The sequence below is a fragment of the Streptomyces sp. NPDC097640 genome (assembly GCF_040302705.1).
GTDB lineage: Bacteria > Actinomycetota > Actinomycetes > Streptomycetales > Streptomycetaceae > Streptomyces.
This window is the reverse complement of sequence record NZ_JBEOSB010000021.1, coordinates 1-26857: the sequence shown is the minus strand read 5'-3', so window position 1 is coordinate 26857 and position 26857 is coordinate 1. Positions and strand designations below refer to the sequence as shown.

The 26857-nt window shown below is 72.5% G+C and carries 20 protein-coding genes; 11 read left to right on the top strand and 9 right to left on the bottom strand.

What is annotated here, in order from left to right; all coding sequences use genetic code 11:
* The 4 genes from ABTY62_RS29555 to ABTY62_RS29540 all read left to right on the top strand — a co-directional run bounded on the left by ABTY62_RS29555 (position 1) and on the right by ABTY62_RS29540 (position 13379).
* Positions 1-723, top strand: coding sequence for an NADPH-dependent FMN reductase (locus tag ABTY62_RS29555; protein WP_352132465.1), 723 nt, complete (start codon positions 1-3; stop codon positions 721-723).
* A gap of 248 nt (positions 724-971) precedes the next feature.
* Positions 972-1445 (top strand): helix-turn-helix domain-containing protein, encoded by a 474-nt coding sequence (locus tag ABTY62_RS29550; protein ID WP_352132464.1) that lies wholly within the window; start codon positions 972-974, stop codon positions 1443-1445.
* Positions 1446-1551: 106 nt separating this feature from the next.
* Positions 1552-2784, top strand: a complete 1233-nt coding sequence (locus ABTY62_RS29545) for an MFS transporter (RefSeq protein ID WP_352132463.1) — start codon at positions 1552-1554, stop codon at positions 2782-2784.
* Between the two features lie 71 nt (positions 2785-2855).
* Complete coding sequence (locus tag ABTY62_RS29540; RefSeq protein WP_352132462.1) at positions 2856-13379, top strand: non-ribosomal peptide synthetase/type I polyketide synthase; 10524 nt, start codon at positions 2856-2858, stop codon at positions 13377-13379.
* Positions 13380-13416: 37 nt separating this feature from the next.
* Here ABTY62_RS29540 and ABTY62_RS29535 read toward each other — a convergent pair whose 3' ends face one another.
* The gene (locus ABTY62_RS29535) at positions 13417-14202 is read right to left on the bottom strand and encodes a DeoR/GlpR family DNA-binding transcription regulator (RefSeq protein WP_352132461.1); all 786 of its coding nucleotides are present in this window, start codon (positions 14200-14202) and stop codon (positions 13417-13419) included.
* A gap of 165 nt (positions 14203-14367) precedes the next feature.
* Here ABTY62_RS29535 and ABTY62_RS29530 point away from each other — a divergent pair, with 165 nt between their 5' ends.
* The 4 genes from ABTY62_RS29530 to ABTY62_RS29515 all read left to right on the top strand — a co-directional run bounded on the left by ABTY62_RS29530 (position 14368) and on the right by ABTY62_RS29515 (position 19399).
* Positions 14368-15258 (top strand): SIS domain-containing protein, encoded by an 891-nt coding sequence (locus ABTY62_RS29530; protein ID WP_352132460.1) that lies wholly within the window; start codon positions 14368-14370, stop codon positions 15256-15258.
* Between the two features lie 72 nt (positions 15259-15330).
* Positions 15331-16173, top strand: coding sequence for a class II fructose-bisphosphate aldolase (locus ABTY62_RS29525; protein WP_352132459.1), 843 nt, complete (start codon positions 15331-15333; stop codon positions 16171-16173).
* Positions 16174-16557: 384 nt separating this feature from the next.
* Positions 16558-17259 carry a glycoside hydrolase family 75 protein gene (locus ABTY62_RS29520; RefSeq protein ID WP_352132458.1) on the top strand — a complete coding sequence of 234 codons (702 nt, stop codon included), beginning with the start codon at positions 16558-16560 and terminating at the stop codon, positions 17257-17259.
* A 118-nt stretch (positions 17260-17377) separates the two neighbouring features.
* Positions 17378-19399: an AMP-binding protein gene (locus tag ABTY62_RS29515; RefSeq protein WP_352132457.1), complete on the top strand. Its 2022-nt coding sequence runs from the start codon at positions 17378-17380 to the stop codon at positions 19397-19399.
* Here ABTY62_RS29515 and ABTY62_RS29510 read toward each other — a convergent pair.
* Both ABTY62_RS29510 and ABTY62_RS29505 read right to left on the bottom strand, forming a co-directional pair.
* Positions 19332-20711, bottom strand: a complete 1380-nt coding sequence (locus tag ABTY62_RS29510) for an ATP-binding protein (protein ID WP_352132456.1) — start codon at positions 20709-20711, stop codon at positions 19332-19334. The two genes, ABTY62_RS29515 and ABTY62_RS29510, sit on opposite strands and share 68 nt — an antisense overlap.
* 18 nt (positions 20712-20729) lie before the next feature.
* On the bottom strand, positions 20730-21224 hold the full coding sequence (locus tag ABTY62_RS29505) for a GNAT family N-acetyltransferase (RefSeq protein ID WP_352132455.1): 495 nt from the start codon (positions 21222-21224) through the stop codon (positions 20730-20732).
* Positions 21225-21306: 82 nt separating this feature from the next.
* Between ABTY62_RS29505 and ABTY62_RS29500 the strand changes: the two genes are divergently transcribed.
* Positions 21307-21774 (top strand): STAS domain-containing protein, encoded by a 468-nt coding sequence (locus ABTY62_RS29500; protein ID WP_352132454.1) that lies wholly within the window; start codon positions 21307-21309, stop codon positions 21772-21774.
* Here the strand turns inward: ABTY62_RS29500 and ABTY62_RS29495 are convergent.
* From ABTY62_RS29495 to ABTY62_RS29485, 3 genes are all read right to left on the bottom strand, one after another.
* On the bottom strand, positions 21673-22671 hold the full coding sequence (locus tag ABTY62_RS29495) for a sigma-70 family RNA polymerase sigma factor (protein ID WP_352132453.1): 999 nt from the start codon (positions 22669-22671) through the stop codon (positions 21673-21675). The genes ABTY62_RS29500 and ABTY62_RS29495 overlap by 102 nt on opposite strands.
* A 169-nt stretch (positions 22672-22840) precedes the next feature.
* Positions 22841-23092, bottom strand: coding sequence for a DUF6296 family protein (locus tag ABTY62_RS29490; RefSeq protein WP_352132452.1), 252 nt, complete (start codon positions 23090-23092; stop codon positions 22841-22843).
* A 56-nt stretch (positions 23093-23148) separates the two neighbouring features.
* Positions 23149-23856 carry a 2-oxoglutarate/malate transporter gene (locus tag ABTY62_RS29485; RefSeq protein ID WP_352132451.1) on the bottom strand — a complete coding sequence of 236 codons (708 nt, stop codon included), beginning with the start codon at positions 23854-23856 and terminating at the stop codon, positions 23149-23151.
* A 47-nt stretch (positions 23857-23903) separates the two neighbouring features.
* On the opposite strand from ABTY62_RS29485, the gene ABTY62_RS29480 reads away from it, so the two are divergent.
* The gene (locus tag ABTY62_RS29480; RefSeq protein ID WP_352132450.1) at positions 23904-24530 is read left to right on the top strand and encodes a TetR/AcrR family transcriptional regulator; all 627 of its coding nucleotides are present in this window, start codon (positions 23904-23906) and stop codon (positions 24528-24530) included.
* Between the two features lie 10 nt (positions 24531-24540).
* Here ABTY62_RS29480 and ABTY62_RS29475 read toward each other — a convergent pair whose 3' ends face one another.
* The 3 genes from ABTY62_RS29475 to ABTY62_RS29465 form a co-directional block, all read right to left on the bottom strand.
* A complete protein-coding gene (locus ABTY62_RS29475) occupies positions 24541-25017 on the bottom strand; it encodes a nucleoside deaminase (protein WP_352132449.1) in 477 nt (158 codons plus the stop codon).
* 136 nt (positions 25018-25153) lie between these two features.
* The gene (locus tag ABTY62_RS29470; RefSeq protein ID WP_352132448.1) at positions 25154-25684 is read right to left on the bottom strand and encodes a TerD family protein; all 531 of its coding nucleotides are present in this window, start codon (positions 25682-25684) and stop codon (positions 25154-25156) included.
* 255 nt (positions 25685-25939) lie between these two features.
* Positions 25940-26317 carry a hypothetical protein gene (locus ABTY62_RS29465; RefSeq protein WP_352132447.1) on the bottom strand — a complete coding sequence of 126 codons (378 nt, stop codon included), beginning with the start codon at positions 26315-26317 and terminating at the stop codon, positions 25940-25942.
* Positions 26318-26645: 328 nt separating this feature from the next.
* On the opposite strand from ABTY62_RS29465, the gene ABTY62_RS29460 reads away from it, so the two are divergent.
* Positions 26646-26857, top strand: a 212-nt coding sequence (locus ABTY62_RS29460) for a hypothetical protein (RefSeq protein ID WP_352132446.1), incomplete at its 3' end; no start/stop codon positions are given.

Here is a 26857-nt window from a genome sequence, read left to right as displayed (position 1 = left end):
ATGCAGGAAGAGAGTGAGGGCATCATGCCGGAAGCGGTCCAGATCGTCGGAATCGGCGGGTCCACCAGGGCGGACTCGACCGCGGAGAAGGCGTTGCGCATCGCCCTCGCCGAGGCTGTCCGCCGAGGCGCGCGAGTCAGGCTGATCAGTGGGCCCGATCTGGTGCTGCCGCTGTACGAGTACGCGGCGGCGGAACGGTCCGAACGGGCGAAAGCCCTCGTCGACGCCGTCTCGTCGGCAGATGGGCTGGTGATCGCCACCCCCGCCTACCATGGCTCGCTCTCGGGAATGGTGAAGAACGCGCTCGACTACATGGAGGAACTGCGCTCGGACCGGCGGCCGTACTTCTCGGGGCGAGCCGTGGGCTGCATATCGGTCGCCGGCGGATGGCAGGCGTCGGCCTCGGCGGTCGCCGCGCTAAGGACGACCGTTCACGCACTGCGCGGGTGGCCCACTCCGCTCGGGGTCACGATCAATACGGAGACCACGTCGTTCGACGCCGACGGCCGGGTGAACGATCCACGGGTGGCCGAACGCCTTGAACTGGTGGCCGAGCAAGTCGTCGAGTTCGCGTTGATGCGTCGGGCGTTGAGGTCACAACAGATGAAAGCACCCGCATTGCGGGACCTATCGACGTCAACCGCGACCAGGGCGACGCGTTCCGGAAGGGCAGTGGACAACAAACTGCCAAAGCCCTTGACACCCCCGCGGGCGGCACTTTAGCTTTCGGAACGATGTTCAATAATACTGAACCATGACCTGAGTGTGACCATTTCAAATGTGGACGGGGGACAGCACATTGGGACGGGTGGACACGAAACCACAGCCCACCGCGGGATTAATCGGGCGCGCAATGTTTCGCGCGCCCCTCATGCACCGCAACGCTGAAGCCTTCTTCCGTATGCCGATTTGCCCGTCCATCCAACGCACCAGCCTCCCGATGTGAGGCAATGCCCATGGAAAGGGATGTCGTGAGCATATCCAAGAAGTCTCCTCAATTCGGGGATGTTCTTCGGGAGTATCGAATATCATGCGGAATGACACAGCAGGAACTGGCGGACTTCTCGACGCTCAGCGTGCGCGCCATCCGGGACCTCGAACGCGGGAAGGTGGCCAGGCCACGGAAGGAGACTCTGCGCCTTCTGGTGAATGCCCTGGATCTGCCCGCCGACGACCGTGAAAGGTTTGAGTCACTGCTGGTTTCGGCCCGCGGCAATCGTTTTGGATCGGCCACCGCCAACCCCCGGCAGAGAAACCCCTCGGGGGGTGGCCCTCTCGAGGAAGTGCCGGATGTGGTATTCGCATACCTGCCCGAGCGGGGCGCCGGGGCACCTGATGCACTCAATGGCGGAATCTATGCGGACGTACTGAATTCCCTCGCCAAGAACTTAAGCCTGACCGGGCATCAAATGGCCATCGTGGTTCTCTCGCCGGACAGAGCGTGACCCTTTCTCTTTTTTGGAAGTGCCCGCGACGGCGGCGGTATCCGCATACTGCCGCGTGACAGAGAGAACCGAATCAGTGGACAGCGAGACGAGTGCAGAAAAGACCGTGGCAGAAGCACCCCGGCCGGCCGCAAAGGAGACACGCCGGCTGGGCAGACCGGTCTACCTTCTCACCATCTGTCAATTCCTCTACTACGCGGGCGTCAGCGTCGACCTGACGCTGACGGCCGTCGTCGGCCTCGAGATGGCGCCGGCGGCTGCCCTGGCGACGCTGCCGCTCACCCTGATGACGGTGACCGGAACCATCGCTTCGTACGCGACCGGAATGCTTTCCGCGCGATACGGCCATCGAGCGGTCCTGGCGGTGGGCGCCTGTATCGCGGTGGCCGGTGGTCTGGTGTCCATGCTCGCGGTCCAGGCGGATTCTTTCTTCACCTTGTGCGTCGGAACCGGCATGGTCGGCGTGTACCGGTCGACGGGCGGCTACTTCCGGTTCCTCGCGGCGGACCTGGTGCCCGAGGCATCCCGGGCCAGGGCGCTGAGCACGGTTCTGTGTGGTGGCGTGGCAGCGGCGATCGTCGGTCCGCTGGCCGCGACCGAGAGCAGCGGCCTCATGGGCGCCCAGTTCGCCGGCTCCTACCTGCTGGTGTCGTGTCTGGCGTTCGCCGTGGTGCCTGTGATCCTCGCGGTGCGGCCCGCCTCGCCTCGTACGACGGAGGCGGATCCCGAGGCGGAGGAGGAGACGGCCGGGGCCACGCGCGTACGCGACGTCGTGCACACCAGCGACTTCCGCCGGGCCTTCTGCTTGCTGGCGGTGTCCACGGGCGTGATGACCATGCTGATGGCCGTCGGCCCGATCGGGAGCAAGCACGCCGGGCACTCCTTGTCCCAGGGCGCGATGGTCATCCAGTGGCACATGGTGGGGATGTTCGCCCCGGCCTTGTTCAGTGGCAGGCTGACCACGGCGTGGGGCCCACGTTGGACCGGGATGCTGGGCGCTTTTCTGCTGGTCACGGGGGCCGGAATCGGTTCGCTGAGCACGGGCATGACCGCGTTCATGTTGTCCTTGGGGCTCGTGGGGGTGGGCTGGAATCTGACGTATGTCTCCGGCAGCGCCTACGCGGTCCGTTGCTATCCGCGGGGAAAGGGCGGGCGTGTCCAGGCCACCATCGAGGGCAGCACCGCGTGTGTGGGCGCCATGGCGTCGCTTTCGGCCAACATGGTGTTCTCCCAGATGGGATGGGCGGGGACAAACCTCGCGGCGCTGGTCCTGCCGCTGATTCTGTGCATGTGGCTGGCGGTCGCCCGCAGTCCCGAGCGTGAGCCGGCCACCGCCTGAACCCGCCCGCCTCGACACCGCGACCCGCACGTACTCCCGACACCCACGGCCAGAAGAGGGAGAGGAAACGCATGCAACGCGTACGGGGGCAATCCTTCTGTCAGGGGCCCGAGCCGGACCGCACCGAGGACGATCCGCGCGACGCCGTGCGGGCGCTGCTGACGGCCGCGGACTCCGCCCCCGGCGGGGCCGTCGTCACCGTGGCCGCGGACGGTTCGACGACCGCGCTGCCGTATCCCGAACTTCTGCTGCGGGCCCGGCGGCTGCTCACCGGGCTCCGTGAGCGCGGTGTCGGCCCCGGCGACGCGGTGGTGCTGTGCGGCCTGCCTCTGGCCGAGTTCTTCCCCGCCTTCTGGGCCTGTGTGCTCGGCGCTGCCCGCCCCGTCGTCATCGCGGAGCACCCCGCGCCGGGCTCGCCGACCCTCGAACGGCTCCTGCATGCCTGCGAGTTGCTGGACCGGCCGCTGGTGCTGAGCGACCCGGTCGGCGCGGCGGGGCTCGCGCGGTCCGCGCCGCGGCTCCGGGTCGTGGTCGCGCAGGACTGCCTGCACGCGACGCCCGCGGCCGGCCACATCGAGCCGAGCGCGTCCGACACCGCCCTGCTGATGCTGTCCTCCGGCAGCACCGACGTACCCAAGGCGGCGCGGCTGACGCATGCCGGTCTGGCGGACTTCGCGGCCGGCGCCCGGCGAATCCTGGATGTCGGTCCCGACGACACCATGGTGAACTGGCTGCCGGTCGACCACAGCGGCGCGTTCCTGCTGTACCACATGCTCGCGGTCTTCACCGGCTGCACCAATGTTCACGCGCCGACCGAGCTGGTCCTCGCCGATCCCCGGCGCTGGCTCGACCTTCTCGATGAGCACCGGGCCCAGCACAGCTGGGCTCCGACCTTCGCCTACCAACTCGTGGCGGACGCGCTCGCGGAGCGGCCGGAGGGGAGCTGGGACCTCAGCCGCGTCAAGTCCCTGCTCTGCGGGGGCGAGCGGATCGCGCTGCCGGTCCTGGCCCGTTTCCTCGACGCCACGGCCGCGTACGGCATCCGGCAGGGGCACATCGTCCCGGCGTGGGGGATGGCCGAGACGGTCACGGCCGTGACCTACGGCCGGCTCGACCGGCCCGGCACCGTACACCGCCTGCTCAAGAGCAGCCTGAGCGGCCGCCTGATACGGGCCGGTGAGGAAACACCCGAGGACGACTGCGTCACCTTCGTCGCGGCCGGGGCGCCGGCGCCCGGCGTCGCCCTGCGCATCGTCGACGATCACGGCGAACTCGCGCCCGAGGGCAGAATCGGCCGTCTCCAGGTGCACTCCCCCGCCCGGCTCACCCCCGGCTATGTGAAGAACCCGGACGCGGACGCGGCGGCCTATCCCGCCGGGCGGGACTGGCTGGACAGCGGGGATCTCGCCTTCCTCGACGCGGGCCAGGTCGTCATCACCGGCCGGCGCAAGGACCTGATCATCCTCAACGGGCACAACGTCTACTGCCACGAGGTCGAGGAAGCCGCCGCCGCGGTCGCCGGGGTCCGGCAGGGGGACGTGGCCGCCTGTGGCATCCCCCACCCGGAGCGGGGCACGGAGGAGCCGGCCGTGTTCTTCGTGAGCCGTGGCGCGGCCGATGACGTACGGATCGCGGCCGAGGTGAGGGCGGCGCTGTTCTCCCGACTCCAGCTCGCCGTGACGCATGTCCTGCCGGTCCCGCGCGACGAGTTTCCCAGGACGCCCGCCGGAAAGGTGCGCCGCGCCGAGCTCCGGGACCGGCTGGCGGGTGGCGAATTCACCGCGGGCTCGGCCACGGACCCGCGCACCGAGACCGATCCCGACGCGGTCACGCGGGCGGTGCGGGAGGAGATCGGCGCGGTGCTGGGGCGGCCGGTGGACGCGGACCTGCCGTTTTACGAGCTCGGTCTGACCTCCGTGCTGCTGGTGCGCCTGCGGGCCCGGCTGGAGGAGCGGCTCGGGACACGGATCGCCCAGACCGCCTTCTTCGAACACCCCACCGCCGCCGCGCTCGCCACGCATCTGTCCGGCGCCGCCGGCACGCGGGCCGAACCCGTGCGCGCTGGCCTCGTCCCCGAGGACACCACCGATCGGCGCATCGCGGTCGTCGGACTGTCCCTTCGTTTCCCGGGCGCGGAGACGCCGGAGCAGTTCTGGGCCAACCTCCGCGACGGCGTGGTCAGCGTCCGGGCCTTCGACGAGGAAGATCTTGTCGCGGCGGGTCTGCCGCCCGAGTCCGTGAGCGCCCCCGACCTCGTGCCCGTCGGCGGAGTCCTCGACGGGGTCGAGGAGTTCGACGCGGACTTCTTCGGAATGCCCCCCAAGGAGGCCGAGCTCACGCACCCCGCGCACCGGCTGTTCCTGGAGTGCTGCCACCAGGCGCTGGAGGACGGCGGCTACGCGGCGGCCGAACCGGGCACCCGGATCGGCGTGTTCGCGGGGTCGGGCATGAACCTGTACGACCACCAGCTGCCATCGGCGTTCGGATCGCCCGACGCCGTGGCGGACCCCGCCACCGGCCTGCAAACGGCCATCGGCCGCCAGCCGGACTTCCTCGCCTCTCGTGTCGCCTACCGGCTCGGGCTCACCGGCCCCGCCATCGGTGTGCAGACGGCGTGTTCCACGTCGCTGGTCGCCGTGCACCTCGCGGCTCAGGCGGTGCTGAGCGGGGACGCGGACCTGGCGCTGGCGGGCGCCGCGGCCGTGCACTTCCCTCAGGAGACCGGCTACCGCAGCCACCCCGGGTCGATCCTGTCGCCCGCCGGGCGCTGCCGTGCCTTCGACGCGGAGGCCGACGGCACGGTCGGCGGCAACGGTGTGGCGGCCGTCCTACTCAAGCGGCTCGACCGTGCGCTGGCCGACGGGGACACCGTGCACGCGGTGATCCTGGGATCCGCGGTCAACAACGACGGCGCGGACAAGGTGGGCTTCGGCGCACCCGGCGTCGCGGGACAGGTCGAGGTGGTACGCCAGGCGTTGCGCAGGGCGGCCGTCCCGGCGGACACGATCTCGTACGTGGAGGCACACGGGACGGGCACGCGGCTCGGCGATCCGGTGGAAGTGGCGGCCCTGGCCCGGGCCCTTGGCGAGGGCACCGAGCGCAGAGGATTCTGCGCGGTCGGCTCGGTGAAGCCGAACATCGGCCACCTCGACAGCTGCGCCGGTATGGCGGGGCTGATCAAGACGGTCCTGATGCTGCGCCACCGCACACTGGTCCCCACGCCGCAACTGACTCGACCCAACCCCGAACTTCACCTGGACGACGGCCCGTTGACGCTGGCCACCGAGGTGAGGCCGTGGTCGCCACCGGGCGGTGTGCCGCGCCGGGCCGGAGTCAGCGCCCTCGGTGTCGGCGGCACCAACGCGCATGTCGTGCTGGAGGAGTCTCCCGCACGGTCCGAGGCGTCGACGGCCGCGCCCGAGCTGCCCGTGCTCGTGCCGGTGTCGGCCCGCGACGCGCAGGCCCTGGACGAACTCACCGGCCGGCTCCGCGACCGCTTACGGCAGCGGCCCGAACTCGCGGCCGCGGACGTGGCGGCCACCATGGCGCTCGGCAGGCCGCACCGCGCGGTACGGGCCGCGGCCGTCGGCCGGACCGCCGAAGACGTCGCCCGCGCTCTGGAGGAGCGGCGGGCGCCGCGGGGCGGCCCTCTCGGGCCGCTTGCCTTCGCCTTCCCGGGACAGGGCAACGCGCGCCGCGGGATGGCGAGCGGACTCCACGCCGCGCATCCCGCCGCCCGGCGGGTACTGGACCGGTGCGAGGAGATCTACGCGGGCGAGTTCGGCGGAACCCTGCTGCCGCTCCTCCTGGCGGAGCCGTCCGCCGAGAGCGAGGTCTGGCCCTCCGAGACGGCCCAGGCCGCCCTGTTCGCCCACCAGTCGGCGCTCGCCGAGGTGTGGCGCGCGGCGGGTGTCCGCCCCGCGCTGCTGCTGGGCCACAGCGTCGGCGAGTACGCGGCGCTCTACGCGGCCGGCGCGCTGACGCTGGAGGAGGGGCTGCGGCTCACCGCGTGGCGCGGACGCCTGATGCACAGGGACTGCCCGGCCGGTGGCATGCTCGCGGTCCGCGCCGACGCGCACACCGCGCGGCGCGTCGCCGATGCCGCCGGTGCCGAGGTGGCCGCGGTCAACGGGCCGCGCGCTCACGTCATCTCGGGTTCGCGCCAGGCCATGGACGAGGTGGCGAAACTGCTCGACCAGGAGGGGCTGCGCCGACGGGCGCTGCCCGTCGACCGGGCCTACCACTCGGCCGCGATCGAACCGGCCCTGCGGGAGTTCCGGGCCCACGCCGAGAAGGTGGCGTACCGCCCGCTGCACACTCCGCTGGTGACCGCCGCCGACGGGGAGGTGCGCCAGGCGGGCTGGACCGTGGACGCGGACTACCTCTGCCGCCAAGCCCGGCAGCCGGTCCGCTTCGACCTGGCCGTGGCCCGGGCCGTCGGGGAAGGGTGCGAGGACTTCGTGGAGATCGGGGCCGGGAACACCCTCGCCGGCCTCGGCCGGCACTGCGTACCGGAGAGCCGGTGGACGGCCGGGCAGGGCGTCGGCGACGGGGCGGCGGCACAGACACACGGGCTGCTCACCTCGCTCGGCTCGCTCTACCGCAGGGGAGCCGAGCTGGACTGGCGCGCGCTCACCCGTGGCGGGGGCCGGGTGTCGCTGCCGGGGCACCCGCTGCGAAGACGCCCGGTGGCGGCTCCGGCCCCCCGGACACTCCCACCGCCCTCCCCCACGAAGGTGTCTGTCCTGCCGGGTGAACTCCTGGAGGCGGTTCGCGAGCTGACCGCGGCCAAGCTCGGTATGGACGTCTCGGACGTCACGCCCGACAGCTCCTTCTTCGAGTTCGGCGCGGACTCACTCTCCCTGATGGGTATGACGGCGGAGCTGGAACAGCGGTACGGCGTACGCGTTCCGGTGCGCGAGCTGTTCGAGTCGGCCGACACCCCGCGCAGGCTGGCCGAACACCTGGCGCGGCTGGGCGGCGATCCGGCCGGAAAGACCCCTCGGGACGCGTCCGCGGCGGAGCCGCCCAAGGCCGCCCCGACGTCAGTGTCCCGCACGGTTCGGACGGGCCCGGTCCCGACGCCAGCCGCACCGGCGGCTCCCGCCACCACCGCGCCGCACCCGGGATGCGACTTCAGCCTGTACTTCTTCGGCGACTACCCGGAGGACGCCGAGCGCGACAAGTACGCGCTGATCATGGCGGCGGCCGAGTTCGCCGACCGGCACGGCTTCCACGCCCTGTGGTTCCCGGAGCGCCACTTCAACTCCTTCGGCGCGCTCTTCCCCAATCCCTCGGTACTCGCCGCCGCACTCGCGGCCAGGACCAGCCGCATCCGGCTGCAGGCCGGTTCGGTCGTGCTGCCGCTCCACCACCCGGTCCGGGTCGCCGAGGAGTGGTCGGTCGTGGACAACATTTCAGGTGGCAGGGCGGGTCTGTGCCTGGCGAGCGGCTGGCACGCCACCGACTTCGCGCTCGCCCCGCAGCACTTCGGCCGGCACCGCGAAGTGATGTACGAGCAGCTGGCGACCCTGCGGCAGCTGTGGTCGGGACGGCCACTCACCATGACCGCGGGAGACGGCGAACCGATCGAGATACGGCTGCACCCGCGTCCGCTACAGGAGCGGCTTCCCCTGTATGTGGCGGTGGTGGGCAACCCGGACAGCTATCGCCGGGCGGCCGCCGAGGACCTGGGCGTGGTCACCAACCTGATGACGCAGACCGTCGAGCAACTGGCCGAGAACATCGCCCTGTACCGGCGCACTCGCGCCGAACACGGCCTCGACCCGGCGGCGGGCCGGGTCGTGGCGCTCGTGCACACCTACCTCGGCGACGACGCGGAACGGGCCCGGGCCGAGGCGTACCGCCCCTTCGTCTCCTACCTGCGCTCCTCGCTGTCCCTCTTCGACCAGGTCACCAACAGCCTGGGCTTCGACGTCGACCTGGACAGCGCCCCCGAGGAGGACGTGGAGTTCCTGCTCGGGCGCGCCTACGAGCGCTACTGCGACTCCCGCGCCCTGATCGGCGATGAGCACAGTGTCACCGGGACGGTCCGCCGGCTGGTGGCCGCCGGAGTGGACGAGATCTCCTGCTTCGTCGATTTCGGTGTCCCGGCCGAGCGGGTGCTGGCGGCGCTGCCCGCCCTCGACCGGGTACGCCGCCGGGAGCAGCCCCGGGAGCGGGAGCAGGCCGCCCTCGTGCCGGAGCGGATGCCGCTGTCGCCGGCACAGCGCCGCATCTGGTTCCTGGAGCAGCTGCACCCCGGCACCAGCATGTATCACGAGCCGAAGGCGATCCGTCTGGACGGCCCGCTGAACATCCCGGCCCTGCATTGGGCGTTGCGGCGGGTCACGGAGCGGCATCCCGCGCTGCGCACGGTGTTCGGGGTCGCCGACGGAGTGCCGTACCAGGAGACACTCGACGGGACACGGCTCGAGTGTCCGGTCGAGGACCTGGGCGGGGCGACGGAGGAAGAGGCGCTGCGCGCCGCGCTGGAGACCGAAGGGGGCCGACTCCTCGCCCTGGACACCGGCCCGCTGGTCAGGGCCCGGCTGCTGCGCCTGTCGGAGGAGCGTCATGTGCTCTTCCTGCTGGTGCATCACATCGTCTTCGACTCCTCCTCCACGGTGGTCCTGGTCCGTGACCTGGCCGCCTACTACCGGTCCTGGCCGAACGCCGAGCCCGCGCTGCCACACCTCGCCGAGGCGCCCCCGCCCGCCGAGCCGGACCCCGCCGAGGTCGGCGAGTCCCTGGAGTTCTGGCGGCGGGAGCTGAGCGGCGTCCCGCAGCTCTCCCTGCCCACCGACCGGCCCCGCCCGCCGGTGCGGTCGGGAGCGGGAGCGAGCCTCACCCATGAGCTGGACGCCGAGCTCGTGGGCGGGTTACGGACGTTCGCCGCCGCACACCGCGCCACCCTCTTCATGACGCTCATCAGCGCCATCGGCGCGGTGCTCGGCCGCTTCAGCGGGCAGCGGGACGTGGTCCTCGGCACGGCGGTGGCCGCCCGGCCGGCCGGCGCCGAGCATCAGGTCGGTCTCTTCCTCGACACCGTCGCCCTGCGGCTGGACCTCACCGGCGACCCGGACTTCCCGACCCTGCTGCGCCGGGTGCGGCAGCGGAGCACCGCGGCGTACGAACACCGCGGCGTGCCCTTCGACGAGCTGGTCGGTGCGTTGAACCCGCACCGCGACCCCGGCCGCAATCCGCTCTTCCAGGTGATGGTGGAGTACGAGAACGAGGGCGAGGTGGACTTCGATCCGCCCCGGCTGACGTCCACGCTCCTGGACATGCCGAGTGGCCGCGCCCCGTTCGACCTCAGCGTCTATCTGACGCATCACCGCGACGGCGTGCGGTTCATGGTCGAGTACGACACGGCCTTGTTCGACGAGACCACCGTGCGCCGGTTCGTGGACTACGTGGAGCGGACGCTGCGCCGCGCCCTCGACGCCCCCGCTGCGCCGCTCGGCGAACTGACCGCCGTCACCAACACCGACCGGGACACCCTGGCCCGCCTGGGACACTCGGACGAGCCGTCGCCCGACACCGAGGACACCCTGCACGCCCTGTTCGAGCGGCAGGCGCGGCGCACCCCGGATTCCGTCGCGCTGATCAGCGGCGAGCAGACCGTCAGCTACCGAGAGTTGGATGCGGGGGCGGACCGGCTCGCCCAGCGGCTGCGCGCCCGGGGCGCGGCGCGCGGGGAGCGGGTGGCGGTGCTTCTGCCGCGCGGCCCGCAGCTGATCACCGGCCTGCTGGGCGTGCTCAAGAGCGGCGCCGCGTATGTGCCTCTCGACCCCTCCGTACCCACCCCGCGGCTCGCCGGGCTCCTCGACGACAGCACGCCCGTCCTGCTGCTGACCTCCGACGCCGCCCTGGCGCTCCACCCGGACCTCGCGGCACGGCTGCCCGTACAGCTGGCCGGGGACATCGACGACACCGTTCCGGCCGATCCCCTTCAGGGCGGGGCCCGTCCCGAGGATCCCGCCTACTGCATCTACACCTCGGGCTCGACCGGCCGCCCCAAGGGCGTGGTCGTCCCCCACCGGGGCCCGGCCAACCTGGTGCGCGGACACCTCCGGGACCGTCCGGCGCTGCGTACCCTTCAGTGGACCTCGCCCGCGTTCGACGTCAGCGTGCAGGAGATCTTCACCACGCTGGCCTCCGGGGCCGCGCTCGTGCTGATCGGCGACGAGGTGCGGCACGATCCCACGGCCCTGGCGGAGGTGGTGCGGCGCCACGAGGTGCAGCGGATGTTCATGCCCTGCACCCCGCTGAAGTATCTGATCGGGACCGGGCCCCGGCTGCCGTCCCTGCGCGAGCTCGTGTCGGCCGGTGAGGCACTCCAGCTCACCGGTGCCTTCCGCCGCTTCCTCGCCGCGCACCCGCGGTGTGCGCTGTACAACCAGTACGGGCCCACGGAGGCCTCGATCATCGTCACCTCGCACCTGGTCGACGCGGGCGGCCAGGAGTGGCCACCGATCGGCACCCCGGTGCCCGGAGCGCGGATCTCGCTCCTGAACGGCGCCGGGCGGGAGGTGCCCGTGGGCGCGGTCGGCGAGATCTGCGTGGGCGGCGCCCCGGTCGCGCTCGGCTACCACGGCCGGCGCGAGGAGACCGCCGCGGCCTTCCTCGACGACGGCGCGGGCGGGGTGCTGTACCGGACGGGAGATCTCGGGCGCTGGCGTGCCGACGGCGCTCTGCACTACTGCGGCCGGGCCGACGACCAGGTCAAGATCCGTGGACACCGGGTCGAACCCGGCGAGATCCAGGCGGTGTTGACGGCACTCCCCGGGATCCGGGACGCCGCCGTCGTACCGCGTCGCGACCGGCACGGAGACACGGAGCTGGTCGCCTATGTGGTGCCCACGGGCTCGGCGTCCTTGGCGGCCGATGTCGGGCGGTTGCGCGCCGCGCTCCCCGACCATCTGGTGCCCCGCCACTGGGTGTCCCTGGAGCGGCTCCCCGTGAACGCCTCCGGCAAGCTCAACCGTGCCGCCCTACCCGAGCCCGCCGCCGACGACGGGTCCCGGGAGGCCGATGCCGGGCCCGTCACCCCCCTGGAGAAGGCGCTGCACGACCTGTGGTGCGAGGAACTCGACGCGCGGCGGATCCCGTTGGCCGCATCCTTCTTCCGGCTCGGCGGCCACTCCCTGGGCGCGATCAGACTGCTGAACCGGATGCGGGACCGCCTGGACATCGACCTCGCCATGGCCGACTTCTTCCTCGACCCGACCATCCGGGGCGTGGTGGCCCGCCACGAGCCGGCCCCCGCGCACGAGGTGGTGGACACCGCGCCGATGCCGTCCACCATGCGCCGCCTGTGGGTGCGCCACCATGAACGCGCCGACCCGAGCGTCTACAACGTGGCCCACCGCGTCGACCTGCGCGGCGATCTGGATCCCGGGACCCTCGCCCGGGCCCTGGAGGATCTGGTGCGGCGCCATCAGGCGCTGCGCGGCCGGGCGGTGCGGCGCGACGGCGGAGCGTACGTCGTCGAGATACTGGCCGAGGTGCCCGTGGAGCTGCCGGTCACCGACCTCTCCGCACCCGCCCAGGACACCGCCTCCGCCGAACGATGGTGCCGGGAGCAGGCATCCCCCGCGTTCGCGATGGACCGGGCACCGCTGTTCCGTTTCCGTCTGGCACGTCTCGGGGCGGACCGCTGGGTTCTGATGACCGTGTTCCACCACGCCGTCTGCGACGGCTGGTCCCTGGGGCTCATCTGGCGCGACCTGCAAGAGCTGTACAAGGCGCGGCGGGCCGGCCTCGACGCCGGGCTTCCCGCTCTCACCACCCAGTTCGCGGATATCGCGCGAGCGGAGCACGAGCTGGGTGACGAGCGCAGAGCGGAGCTCGAACGGTTCTGGCGTGCCGAACTCGACGGCGCGCCACTGCGCGCGGCCCTGCCCTGCGACCGGCCGCGGCCCGAGACGTTGTCCGGCCGGGGCGCCCTGCACACCGTGGTCGTCGACGGCGGGACACCCCGCCTGATCGGGGACACCGCGACACACCTGGGCACCACCCCCTACGCCGTGCTGGCGGCGGCGTTCGCCACCTGGCTGGCCGGGGTGTGCGGCGGGCCCGCCGACGTGGTGCTGGCCGCGTCCAGCGCGAACCGCCTGCGGTCCGAGCGATCCGATGTGGTCGGGCTGTTGGGCGACGCCGTCCTGCTGCGCGCCCGGATCGGCGAGGCCGAGACCTTCGCCGGCCTCGTGACACAGCTCGGCGGGACGCTGTTCACAGCGCTCGACCACCAGGAACTGCCACTGATGGACGTGGTCGAGCTGGTCTCCCCGCAGACCGGGGACATGCCGTTCCCCACCGTGCTGTTCACCGTCGTCACCACGCCACCGCCCGCTCTGGACCTGCGGCCGGTGTCGGCCTCGGTGCACGCACTGCCCATGCCGGGCGTGGCCCGGAACGAGCTGTACGTCGTCCTTCAGCCGCAGGACGACGCCATCACCGTGGTGTTCGAGTACTCCACGGATCTGTTCACGCAGGCCACCGTCGAGGGGTGGGGTTCGGGCTTCACCCGGCTCCTGGGAGAGGTCGCGAAGGACCCGGAGCGCCCGCTGCGGAGCCTGCTGGGTCCCTGACCACTCCGCCGGGGCCCCGTCGCGGGCCCCGGTGCCGTCAGGCCCGGATGACCCGGATGCCGGCCTCGGTGAACGGGGCGACGAGTTCGTCGGGGGCACCGGTGTCGGTGACCAGCACATCGATCTCGTCGATCGCGCAGATGCGGGCGAACGCCCGGTGGCCCAGCTTGGTGCTGTCGGCCACGACGATCACCCGCTCCGCGCGGCGGACCATCAGGTGGTTGATGCTCGCCTCGCCCTCGTGGTGGGCGGTGGCGCCCTGGCTGAGGTCCAGCGCGTCCACGCCGATGACGGCCACATCGAGGGAGACCGCGTCGAGCACCCCGGTGGCCAGCGGGCCCATCAGCTCGAAGGACTGGGGGCGGGCGACGCCGCCGGTGAGCACGATCTTGATCTGTGGGCGCACCGCCAGCTCGCTCGCGATGTTCAGCGCGTTCGTCACGATGGTGACGGCGGGGGCGCCCCCGGCGGCGGCCAGGTCCGCGCGCGTGCCGATGGCTCGGGCCGCCTCGGTCGTCGTGGTCCCGCCGTTGAGGCCGACGATCGCGCCGGGGTCGACCATCCGGGCGACGGCGGCGCCGATCCGCTGTTTCTCGGAGGCGCGGCGGGCGGTCTTGTAGCGCAGCGGCAGATCGTAGGACACGTTGTGCGCCACCGCGCCGCCGCGGGTGCGGGTGAGCATCTGCTGTCGGGCGAGTTCGTCGAGGTCGCGGCGGATCGTGGCGGTGGAGACCGCCAGCTCGGCCGCGGCCTGTTCGAGGTCCACCCTGCCGTCCCGGGCCAGCAGCTCCAGCAGGGCGTTCCAGCGTTCGGGCCGTTTCACTCCGCGCCTCCCTCGCCCCTCGTCCCGCTCTCGACCAGCGCGGCTCACCCTATCGCGACCTGACAGGAACGCTGGACTTCTCTGCAAAATCATGCGCATTATCGGCCCGTACGATGCAACTCACATCACGCTGCCTGCTCATTCACGCATAACAAGGGGAGCCGTATGAGCTACACCGAGGCCGAGATCGCCAGCCAGCCGGACTGCTGGCGCCGCGCCGCGGATCTGGTCGGGGAACCGGGCGGAGCGGTGCGGGAGGCGCTGCCGCGGGCGGGCGAGCGGGTCGCCGTGGTCGGGTGCGGCACGTCGTGGTTCATCGCCCAGTCGTACGCGGCGCTGCGCGAGTCGGCGGGCCAGGGCGAGACGGACGCGTTCGCCGCCTCGGAAATGCCCGCGGGCCGCCGCTACGACCGGGTGCTCGCGCTGTGCCGGTCCGGCACCACGACCGAGGTGCTCGAACTCCTCGGCCGGCTGCGCGGCACCGCGCCGACCACGGTGGTCACCGCCGTGCCCGGCTCCCCGGTCACCGAGGTGGCGGACTCGGTGGTGCTGCTCGACTTCGCCGACGAGGAGTCCGTCGTACAGACCCGCTTCGCGACCACCGAACTCGTGCTGCTGCGAGCCCATCTGGGGGCGCCGCTGGACGGGCTGGAGGCCGACGGGCGCGCGGCGCTCGCCGCTCCGGTGGCCGACGGCCTGCTCGAGGCCGAGCAGTTCACCTTCCTCGGGCGGGGTTGGACGTACGGGCTGGCGCAGGAGGCCGCGCTCAAGATGCGCGAGGCGGCGGGGGCGTGGACCGAGGCCTATCCGGTGATGGAGTTCCGGCACGGTCCGATCAGCGTCACGGGTCCGAAGAGCGTGGTGTGGTGGCTCGGCGAGGGCCCCTCCGGCCTGGAGGAGGAGATCGCGACCACCGGCGGCCGGCTGGTGGGTGACGGCCGGGATCCGGTGGCCGAACTGGTGGCGGTGCAGCGGCTCGCCGTCGCGATCGCCCAGGCGCGCGGCCTCGATCCGGACCACCCCCGGCATCTGACCCGCTCGGTGATCCTCGGCTGACCGCGACACCAGAACACCGGAACACCAGAACACCGAACCAGCAGATCGACGAGCAGCGGAAGGAGCCGGACCATGCCGCTGGTGGCGACCGGCGAGATCGTCGGGCCGGCCGTACGGGCGGGGCTCGGCGCGGGGGCGTTCAACGTCATCCAGATCGAGCACGCCCAGGCGATCGTCGCCGGGGCGGAGGCGGCCGGGGCGCCGGTCATCCTTCAGATCAGCGAGAACGCCGTGCGGTACCACGGGGCGCTGGCCGCCATCGGGCGCGCGGCCGTGGAGGTCGCAACCGCGGCCCGGGTGCCGGTCGCCGTGCACCTGGACCACGCCACCGAGCCGACCCTGGTGCGGGAGGCCGTGGGGCTCGGGTTCGGGTCGGTGATGTTCGACGCCTCCGCGCTGGACTACGAGGCCAATGTGGCGGCCACCGCCGAGGTCACCGCCGACTGCCACACCCACGGGGTGTGGGTGGAGGCAGAGCTGGGAGAGGTGGGCGGGAAGGACGGCGTCCACGCGCCGGGGGCCCGTACGGACCCGGCCGAGGCCGCCGCCTATGTCGCGGCGACCGGCGTGGACGCGCTCGCGGTCGCGGTCGGCACCTCGCACGCGATGGTCGTCAAGGCGGCGGTGGTGGACCTCGGGCTGGTGGCGGCCCTGCGCGCCGCCGTGCCCGTGCCGCTGGTGCTGCACGGCTCCTCCGGGGTGCCCGAGGCGGATCTGACCCGGGCGGTGGAGGCGGGCCTGACGAAGGTGAACATCGCCACCCACCTCAACGTCGCCTACACGCGGGCGATCCGCGACCATCTGGCGGCGCACCCCGAGGCCGTCGACCCGCGCCGCTATGTCGCCAAGGCCCGCGACGCGGTGGCGCGCGAGGTGGCCCGACTCCTCCCGCTGCTGCGCGCCGTCGCGCCCTGACCCAGCCCCTTCCGCCACCTCGGTGGCGTGCCGTCAGCGGGCTCATCGCGGCGCCTCCCGGAACCAGGGGAGGACGCGTGTTCCGCCAGGGCCCCGTGAGAACACGGTGCCCTGGCGGCCACCCCGAGCGCGCCCAGGACGGCGGCCGAGGTCCAGCCCCGCTCGGGTCCTTCGATGACGCCGTTGAGCAGGGCCGCTGAGCCGAGGACGAGCAGCGCGGTGCCGGGCAGGTCGGGGTGCGCGGCCGCGTCCGGGAGATCGCGGGCGAGTTGGGATAAACGGGCCGTGCGCGGAGGGCGATCCGCGCCCGACAGTTGACATGATCTTATCAAGTCGCCACAGTGCAGGGGAGGTTAGGAAAGGTTCCTAACAAAGGGGTGTGTCATGCGTAAGCGACTCGCGTTCGCGCTCGCCGGCGCCGGTCTGCTGGCCGTCTCCGTCACCACGGGCGCCGGTGCCGCCACCCGGGGCCCGGCACCGGCCCCCAAGTCGGCCAACGAAGGCACGGTCACGGCGGCCCAGTTACTCGCCAAGGTGCAGAGCTGTTCGCAGATATCCAACGGCAAGTACCGCACCGACGACGAGACCTCGGCCACCATCCCGGTCTGCGGCGCCAACGGAGCGGTCTTCTGGAAGGCCGACATGGACATCGACTGCGACGGCCAGGTCACCTCGCGGTGCAACGGGGACACCGACCCGTGGTTCCAGGACGACACCGCCTTCCACCAGTCGGACGGCAAGCCGCTCATCGCCGACAAGCTGCCCTACGTCGTGGTGCCGAGCGCCAGCTCCACCTGGAACTACAGCCAGGCGGGCATCAAGGGCGGCGGCGTGGTCGCCGTCATCTACAACAACAAGGTGCAGTACGCCGTGGTCGGCGACACCGGACCCACCAAGATCATCGGCGAAGCGTCCTACGCGACGGCCAACGCCCTGGGGATCGACCCCGACCCGGAGACCGGCGGCACGGACTCGGGGGTGACGTACATCCTCTTCAAGAACTCCTCGGTGTCGCCCATCGAGAACCACGACAAGGCGGTCTCCGTCGGCGACGGCCTGGCCCAGCAGTTCATCCAGAACAACTGACCCATCCCCCGGCGCAACCACCCGGCGCCGGTACGGCGTGCCATTGTGCGGAAGCGCGGCCCTGGGCATGATCACAGGTCGGGCCCAGGGCCGAACCGACGACGCCGGGGGACACGTCATGCCGCAGGAGCCGCCCACATCCACGCATTCCGCCGCCCGCCGGCCGAGGTGCGTCCACCAGCTGTACGAGGCCCATGTGCGCCGCGCCCCCGACGCGGTCGCCGTCGTCCACGGCCGGGACCCGCTGACGTACCGTGAACTGGACGAGCGGGCCAACCGGCTGGCGCGGCATCTGCGGGAGGCGGGCCTGCCCAAGGGCGGGCTGGTGGCGGTCTGCCTGGGCCGCGACGCCGAGGTCCTGACCGCGATGCTCGCGGTGCTCAAGGCGGGCGGGGCTTATGTGCCCGTGGAGCCGAGCGCGCCGCCGTCATTGCTGCGGCATGTGCTCGCGGACGCGGGGCTGTTCGCCGCCATCACCCGGGAGTCGCTGCGGGTCATGGTGTCCGACACGGTCCGCTCGGGCCGGCCGGTGATCTGCCTGGACACCCAGGCCGAGGCCGTCGCCGGCCGGTCCGCGGAGCCCCTGGACGCCCGGGCCGGCGCCTCGGACCTGGCCTGTGTGCTGTACACCTCCGGCGCGGCCGGGCGGATGCCCAGGGGCGTACTGCTCGAACACCGCCATCTGGTGAGCGCGTACGAGGGGTGGCGAGTGGTGTACCGGCTCTCCCCCGAGGACCGGCATCTCCAGACGACCCCTTCGGAGTTCGCCGGTTTCACGGGCGACTGGGTCCGCGCGCTGTGCTCGGGCGGCACGCTGGTGTCGGCGGGCCGGGACGAGGACCTGGACCGGGCGGGCGACGCCGCCCCGCTGCACCGGCTGATCGTCGACCGGTCGGTGACCGTCGTGGCGTGCGACGTGCCCACCGTCCGGGGTCTGCACCGGCATCTGCGCTCGCGGGGCGCGGACCTCGGGGACGTCCGGTTGATCGCGGTCTCGGGCGACAGCTGGTATCTGGACGAACTCCAGGCCCTGCGCCGGACCCTGGGGCCGCATGTGCGGCTCCTGAACGTCTACGGCGTGACCGAGGCCGCCGGGGCGGGGACGTACTTCGAGCTGCCCGACCGGCCCACGGTCACCGACCACCCGGAGCGCGTCTCGCCGATCGGCACGGCGTTCCCCGGCGCCGCCGTCGCCGTGCTCGGCCGGGGCGGGGCGCCCGCCGCCTGGGGCGCGCGGGGTGAACTGGGCATCAAGGGAACGGTCGTGGGCCGCGGCTATCTCAACGGCCCGGCCTTCACCGCCAGTCGCTACCTGCGCACCGGCGACCGCGGCCGGGTGCGCGACGACGGAGGTCTCGAACACCTCGGGCGCGTGGCCTCGCACGCCGACGCCGAGGCGGTGCTGCGCGGGCATCCCTCGGTCGGGGAGTGCCTGGTCACCGGCGTCGAGAACGCCGAGGGCCACAAGACCCTGACCGCCTATGTCACCCCGGTGGACGGCGGCGAGGTCGACCCGAGCGAGCTCAGGCTGTTTCTGGCCACCCGGCTGCCGTCCACCCGGACCCCGCGCGCGGTGGTACGGGTGGCCTCGCTGCCCCGCACCCGGGCCGGCAAGCTCGACCGGAGCGCCCTTCCGCAGCCGGCGCGGCGCGATTCAAAACGGCGCGCGTCGGGCGGGAAGGGGACGCTGTCGGTCGAGGGGGGCGAGGGGAGCGGCATATGGGGCCCCATCGCGGCGCTCACGGTGTTCTTCTCCTTCGTGTCCTGGGTTCTCACCGACGCCCTGTGGCCGTATTCGACCGATCTGTCGCTCGTTCCCAACCCCTGGGCGGCGCTGTTCACCGGGCTGTACGTCGGTGAGTCGCTGGCCTTCGGGCTGGGGATGGGATTCCTGTTCGCCGGGCGGCCGTTGGTGGCCCGCCACGGGCGCTCCCCCGCCCTGACGAGCGCCGCGCACCTCGCGGTGGCCTGGCTGCTGATCGCGTGGTGGCCGCAGGACAACTACTACCGGCTCGCGGCCAAGACGGACTGGGCGCGGCAGGCCGCCCTCGTCTACGCCTTCAACGTCACGCTCATGATCGCCGGCGCCGTGGTCGTCGCGTTCGTCGCGGCGCGGCCCGGGAAGACGGACCGGAGCTGACGCCGGTGTCCAGGAACATCCGGCCCAGGGCGTCGTTGGCCGAGCGCACCACTGCCTCCGCCGCGTCGAGGGCGGCCGGGGTTCGGGCCGCGAGGGCCACGCCCACGTGAGGGTCCGGCTCGAAGGCCGCCGTCACCACCGTCGGCAGCAGCGTCACCCCGAGCGCGCGGCACCGGCGGGACAACTCGTCGAGGTGGCCGGCCAGTGCCGCGGCCGGGAGCCGGGCCCCCAGCGGCAGCCGGTCCAGGGTCCGTACGACGGGCCGGCCGCCCCGGAGCCGGGCCAGCCTGGCCTGGATCATGAACGCCACGGCCGGGCCGGTGAGCCGGAGGTTGATCTCGACGGGGGCGAGCCGGCCCGCCCGGTCCCTGACGAAGTCGACGTCGTACCAGCCCCGGTAGCCCTCGACGGCCAGGGCCCGGCCCACGGCCGCCGCGAACCGCCCGGCGACCTCGGCCGGCGCGTCGGGGACGACGCCGGGGCCGACGGTGACCCCCTGGTAGCTGGTCCCGTCGATGTCCATCACGCCCGCACCCACGGGGTGGACTTCGCCCTCGTCGTCGACCAGGGCGTCGAAGGTCAGATTGCGGAGGGGGTCGGAGCCGGATCCATCGACGTACTCCTCGATCAGCACGGTGCCCCGCGCCACCCGTGAGGCGAGGGCCCGGGCGCCCCCGGCCTCGGCAGCCTGGCGGGGCGTCACCACGGTGGTGCCGAAGCCGCCCACCCCGTACTCCGCCTTGACCACCACCGACGCGCCGGCGGCGGCTCGGGCGGCGAGCGCCCGGGCAACCCGCCGACGCGATGTCACACGCTCCTGGGCGGGGACGACGATGCCGGGATGGGCCGGGGCCAGGGCCTGGAACAGCCGGTGGGCGGCCGCCTTGGACTCATAACGGCGCGTCACGCGCAGCGCCTCGCCGGGGCCGGACGCCGATCCGGGCCGAGCCGTCATCCGCTCGGACTCCGGCGTACGGCCCCAGGGGATCACCGGCAGACCGGACTCCCGGATCCGCTCCAGCAGCGCCGGACGGGACAGAAGCCCCTCCATCACGCCGCCGTCCTCGCCCGCGACCGCGCCGTACACCTCTGTGTCCTGCCACTCCAGGACGCGCGCCAGCTCCCGCGCCCAGAAGTCCTCGACCTGCCGCGGGAGGACGAGGATGCGGGGGTTCGGGCTGTAGAAGGCGGCCAGGCAGGCGTAGTGGCCCCCGGCCCGCCGCACCGCGGGCGAGGCGTCGGCGAACTGGGCGTTGAAGTCGCCGACGTTTCCGATGTGCACGGCCGGTGCCCCGCCGGTCCACGCCGCCACCCAGGAGGGCTCCGGCAGTCAGGGCCAGGCGGCCAGCAGCGGCAGCGCCCGGTCAGGTATGGATCCGGACGGTGCGTCGCCGACCCGCTCGGCGCCCATGGCCAGATAGAAGGCCTCGGCGTGGGGGTCGGCCTCGATGGTCAGCCGGGTGAAGCCGAGCCGGCCCGCCTCCCGCAGCACATGCCGGTACAGCAGCCGCCCCACTCCCCCGCCGATCGCCTCCGGGTCCACGAACAGCAGCCCCAGCTCGCCCTCGGGGCCGCCCCCCTCCAGTGTGGCGAAGCCCAGGATCCGCCCGGCCTGCTCCGCGACCGTGGTCCGACGGGCCGCCACCTCGCCCGGGCGCAGCCGCAGTTCCTCCCGGCACGCGGCCAGGAACGCCGCGTCGTACCCCCAGTGGCCCTTCGACCTCAGCGCCAGCTCGCTCAGCGCCTCGGCCTCGTCCTCCCGCCCCGCCCGCAGCCGCCGCTCGGCAGGCCCGGCGGCCGCCGTCCCGGGCCGATCATTCGTCATGTACAGATCCTCCCACCTCGGTCGATGAGTTTCCGTACGCCGGCCGGTCTTCCAGGGTGAACGCAGCGAGAGGAGGTGGACGTTGACCGCTCATGACGAGACGCCGTCGCCCCATGGACCGGAGCCGGAGGCCACCGACGGTCCCGCCGGCCGGGCGGGGAGCGCCCCGGCCGTGCTGGTCCTCGGCCCCGCGGTCGGCCGCGCCGACGTGCCCGGGCTGTGCGCGCGCCTGAGCACACTGGCGGCGCGCCACGGCCCGGAGGCCGGTCCGGTCGTCGTGGATCTGAGCGCGGTGCGCGCGCCGGATCTGGCCGTGCTCGAGGCGCTGGCCCGGCTGGGGCTCACCGCCCGGCGCCTGGGCCACGGGCTGCTGCTCCGCGGCGCGGGCGGCGAGCTGCGGGCCCTGCTCGCCCGGTCCGGGCTTGACACCGTGCTGCCGACGGCGGACCTACCGGGGGTCGGCGGGGTCGAGCCGGGCGGGGAGACCGAAGAGCGGAAAGAGCCGGGGGGTGTCCAGGAAGGCGTTGAGCGCGGTGACCCGGCCGGCTGACACTTCGAGGATCTGGAGCGCCCAGGGCTCATGGCCGCCGTCCGGGGCGGGGCGGTACTGGCCGAAGGCGGGCGAGCCGTTCGCCACCGTCGGGATCAGCCGTGACCCGCAGCAGCCTATGCCGGGGCCCAGCATCCACTGGCGGATGTCGGCGTGGCCGCGCATCCACAGCGAGTAGGGCGGCATCGACAGTGTGGCGTCCTCGTGCAGCAGTGAGGTGAGGGAGTCGAGGTCGTAGCGCTCGAAGGCGTCGACATACCGGGCCAGCAGGGCGCGCTGCTCCTCGTCGAGCGGCTGGACGGGGTCGGTGGCGCTGATCCCGCTCGCTGCGATGGTGGCCCGCGCCCGCTGAAGCGCGCTGTTGACCGACGCGACCGTGGTGTCCAGCAGCTCGGCCACCTCGCTCGCCTTCCAGGCCAGCACCTCCCGCAGGATCAGCACCGCCCGCTGCCGGGGGGCCAGGTGCTGAAGCGCGGCGACGAACGCGAGCCGCACCGACTCCCGCTGGGCGGCCAGCTCGGCCGGGTCGCCGTCCTCCGTCACGATCCGGCCGTCGGGGGCCGGCCCGACCCACGCGGTCTCCGGCAGGGGCGGGCCCAGGGGCGAGGAGGCCGTGGCCACCGACGTCAGGTCCATGGGCCGGGCCCGGCGCTGGCTGCCGCCCAGCATGTCCAGACACACGTTGGTCGCGATGCGGTACAGCCAGGACCGCAGCGCCGACCGGCCCTCGAACCGGTCCAGGCCGCGCCAGGCCCGCACCATGGTCTCCTGGACGGCGTCCTCGGCCTCGAACGCCGAGCCCAGCATCCGATAGCAGTACCCGGTGAGCTCCACCCGGTGCCGCTCCAGCTGCGGCGCGGCCTCGGCCGCGCCCTTCGTCGCCAGCACTTCACTCATCGCAAAACCCCTTGTCGACCGTTGACCGCCTTGTCCACGACCGCGCTCCGGTATCCCATGGACGCAAGGTAGCGGCTGGGTACGACAATCCCCCGGCGCCGAGCCCACGACGAGCCCACCGGGCCCCCGCCGACGGGTGTACGGCGCGGGCCCGCGGGGTGCGCGGCGCTCAGGTCACCGGACGGGCGTGGACCGTGGAGGAGTGCACCTGGTGTCCGCCGCTGGCCAGCATCCGGACCTCGGCGCGGTCGCTGATCTCGGCCCGCACGATGCCGGTGTCGTCCGCGTACACCGGGTGTCCGCCCGGGCCGCTGCTGTCCGTGCGGTGCACCACCACGATGTCCTCGGTGATGTCCTCGGCCGCTGGGGCCGAAGCGTCCGGATGCACGAATACCAGTTCGTATCTCTCACGACGCGCCATGACACGCCCTCCTGCCACGCCATCCCGCCCCACTCCCCAAACCGGGACATTCAACACTATCGAACGGGCTCGGTCGCGCAAGAGCGCGGGCGTCGAATCAGGGCGGCGCCGTACGCCAGGAGCCAGACGACCCACATCAGCCAGCCGACGAGACCGAGGCGGCCGAGCGGCCCGGTCTCGTCGATGATCCAGGGGGTGAGGGTGGCCGAGGAGAACAGCAGCGCGGCCGACAGCAGCCCCAGGGTGCCGTGCCAGGGCCGGATCAGCCCGGCACGCAGGCCGCCCACGGACAGGCCGACGAGCGCGAGCGCCAGGAAGGTGCCGTTGAGTGTGAACAGCGCGTCGTGCAGCGCCCACAGCGCCGAGGTCGCGCCGTCGTGGCCCCCGGCCACCGAGACGAGGGCGAGGCGCAGCGCTATGACCGCCGCGAAGGCGGCGTTCTGAAGGACCAGCCCCGCGAAGCCGACCACCGACCAGGCCTCGCCCCGGTCGCGCTCGGACCGGCGCAGCGCGGACACCGCGCCCGCGCCGAACAGCGTGGCCAGCACCCAGGCGGCCGGGGTGAGCACGGACCCGGCGGCGACGGCATCGCCCTCCGCGCCGAAGAAGGCGTCGACCTCCCCCACGTCGGCGCCGGTGAGCGGCATCCCGGCGGGGACCGTGATCACATTGCCGAGCACGATCAGGAAGGCGAAGCCGAGGGCGGCGATGCCGCTGATCCGGGAGAAGGCCATGGCTGTCCCCAGGCGTGATTGACGTATCATGTATTGATTATAAGCAGCGTAAAATCAAAGACGGCAAGGAGCACCCCATGAGCACAGAGCCGGACCGGCGTCGCTATGACTCGGTGCGCCGCACGACACAGGCCCAGCAGACCCGGGCGGACATCGCCCGCGCCGCCCGTGGGCTGTTCGTCTCCCAGGGGTGGGCGGCGACCACCGTGCGGGACGTGGCGCGCGAGGCGGGGGTCTCGGTGCCGACGGTCTACGCGGCGTACGGCAACAAGGCGGGGCTCACCCGGGCCCTGGCCGACGCGGCCGACCTGTCGGCCGACGCGTCGCGGATGCTCGTGGAGCTGGAGGACCCGGCGGCCGACCCGGCGCGTCAGCTGGCAGCGATGGCCGCCTATGACCGGCGGCTGTTCGAGCGCGCGGGCGACGTCATCGCGCTGGTGCGCGAGGCGGGCCGCGCCGAGCCGGAGCTGGCGGCGGTCTACCGCGACGGCCGCGCTCGGGGGGACGAGACCCGTGTGCAGGTGTTCTCGTCCTGGCCGGCCGGAGTGCTCCGGCACGGCCTGGACGTGCGGTCCGCGGTCGATGTCTACGCAGCCGTGTGCAACATCGACGTCTACACCGTGCTCACCGTGGAACGCGGCTGGTCACCCGAGCGGGTCGAGCGGTGGTGGGGCGAGGCGCTGGCCCGCGAACTCCTCGGCTGAGGAGCTTTTTTCAGGAGCCGTGGAAGCGGCGGTGCAGTTCGTGTACGCGCTCGGCGAGGGCGGGGAACGGGCCCTCCACCACGGCGCCCGGGACGACCTCCCGGATGGACAGGGTCCGCACGGGAGGCGCGGGGACCCCGAGGCCGGCGAGCCAGCCCGCCAGCTGCTCGGAGGAGCTCACGTACACGATGCGGCCCAGTCCGACCCAGCCGTGGGCCGCGGCGCACATCGGGCAGTGCTCGCCCGATGTGTAGACCGTGGCCGCGGCCCGCTCTTCGGGGGTCATGTTGGCCGCGGCCCAGCGCGCGATCTCGAACTCGGGGTGGCGGGTGTGGTCACCGGACGCCACATGGTTGTGGTCCTCGAACAGGACCGCCCCGTCCGCGGCGACGAGCACCGAGCCGAACGGCTCGTCGCCCGCTTCCAGCGCCTCGGTCGCCAACTCCACACAGCGGTGCAGATGGCGCAGGTCCGCGTCGTTCGCCATGGTGGCCTCCCCAGGAAGTGATCTTCATCGGCAGGATAGAACCCGGCCGCGCCCGAGCGCATCCGGGAAGAGGCCGCCCCGTCAGGGACCGTCGGCCGAACGCTCCCGCCACGCACGGTCGGCGGGGAGCCGTCGGTCAGGAATAGTCCTTGCCCATCAGCGCGGAGTATTCCTCCGGGTCGGCGTCGAATCCGCGGATCCCCTCATGGAATTCCCACTCCCCCGAGTCGTGCCGGATGAATTCGGCGATCGTCGCGGCCTTGGCGCCCAGGGCGCCGACGAAACCGCTGTTCACCAGTTCAGTGATCCCATCGGCTATCCGGAAGCTACAGTTGGCCACATCACTGAAGGTCTTCGGGCCGCCGCTCTGCTGGATGGCCACGCCCACCACCACCCGGGTGTAGGAGGTGGACAGCCGCTCCAGCTCCAGGGTCATGACCTCGTCGGCGCCGTAGCCCTGGCCGGTCTGGCTGTCCCTGTTCAGGGTGATGGTGCCGTCGGGCGACCGGCGGTCGAAGTGCACCAGGTACGCCGGCTCCCCGTACGGGTCCGCCGCGTTGTAGGTCGCCGCGACGATGTCGAGATCGTGCGGCGGCTCCCCCAGCGGGCTGGGGTCCCACCGGAGCGACACCTGGACTTTACTCGGGCCCTTGTTGAGACCGGTCACTGAATCCCCTTCCCGGAATTGGGACGACGGAATTCCCTTGCGATGGGAACCCGCCACCTCAATCCCGCGCCTGGCAACGGAGTTGGGATTTTATCAGCGGTGTCTCGCGGCGAACGGCGGAACACGGCGAGCCCCCGCGGCCGGGCCCGGCCCGCGCCCCGCCCGGCCCACCGGCACCGCGGCTCGCTCCCGTACCGGCGGCCGGCTCCCGTGCCGGACGGGACGCCCCCGCAGGGGACGCCCCCGTGCCGGAAGTCAGCGACCGCCCCCGGGCCGGCCCCATGTCTCGGCGAGCTGCCAACGCAGCCGCACCAGCTCGCCGTGGCCATGCGCCGAATATGACCCGGTCCTCCGCCCCGCCTTGTAGAGCTTGAGCTGGTAGGGGACGACGCCGGCCAGCCGGAGCACGGCGACCAAGGGGGCCAGCAACAGCCGCAGCAGGAGCTCGACCAGCCAGAAGGGCAGCAGCACGACGAAGACGAGCAGGAAGGGCAGGGCGATGATGCCGGAGATCGGGTCATCGCCCAGATTCGGGGCGTGCTCGAACGCCGCCTCCGGTTTGACCCGGCGCGGCCAGGCCAACCTCTGCTGTCGTAGCCGCCACTTGGTTCCGGATTCATCTTTCCAGCGCACCCGGGCACCCTATATCCCCCGTTCGGCGGCACCGTGGCCGGGTCACCTCGCCATGTGGCCGAATCGGCCCGTTCATCGAATGGAAATCGATGATTGACACACGGATGGGGATTCTGTCCTTGTTTGTCGCGAGCGAACGGTTTGCCCACGCCGACCGATTCGGCTCGATCACGAACCCGGCAGTAGCTTCGCTCTTGACGTTCCATCAGAGGCGTCGTGTAATTCATCCCTCGCGTCGCACCCGGCGGAAATCCGAGGCCGTACCTTCGATGCACCTGCCGGAAACGATCTCCCTTTACCCAGCTCCGCCGATGCTTTCGGAGAAGCCATGAGATCTGCTGCCCGGCTCGGCGACTTCGTCATCGGTGTCACTCCCTTCGGGTGCCCGGATGCCAGGCTGGCCGCGGCGGTCGGCCGGGCCGGGGGGCTCGGGGTCCTGGATCTGGGAGCCGGGGACCGGCGGGCCCGGGAGGCGCTGGGGCGTCTGCGGGACTGGGCCCCCGGCGGCGGGTACGGGGTGCGGGTCGGCCCCGGCTGCCG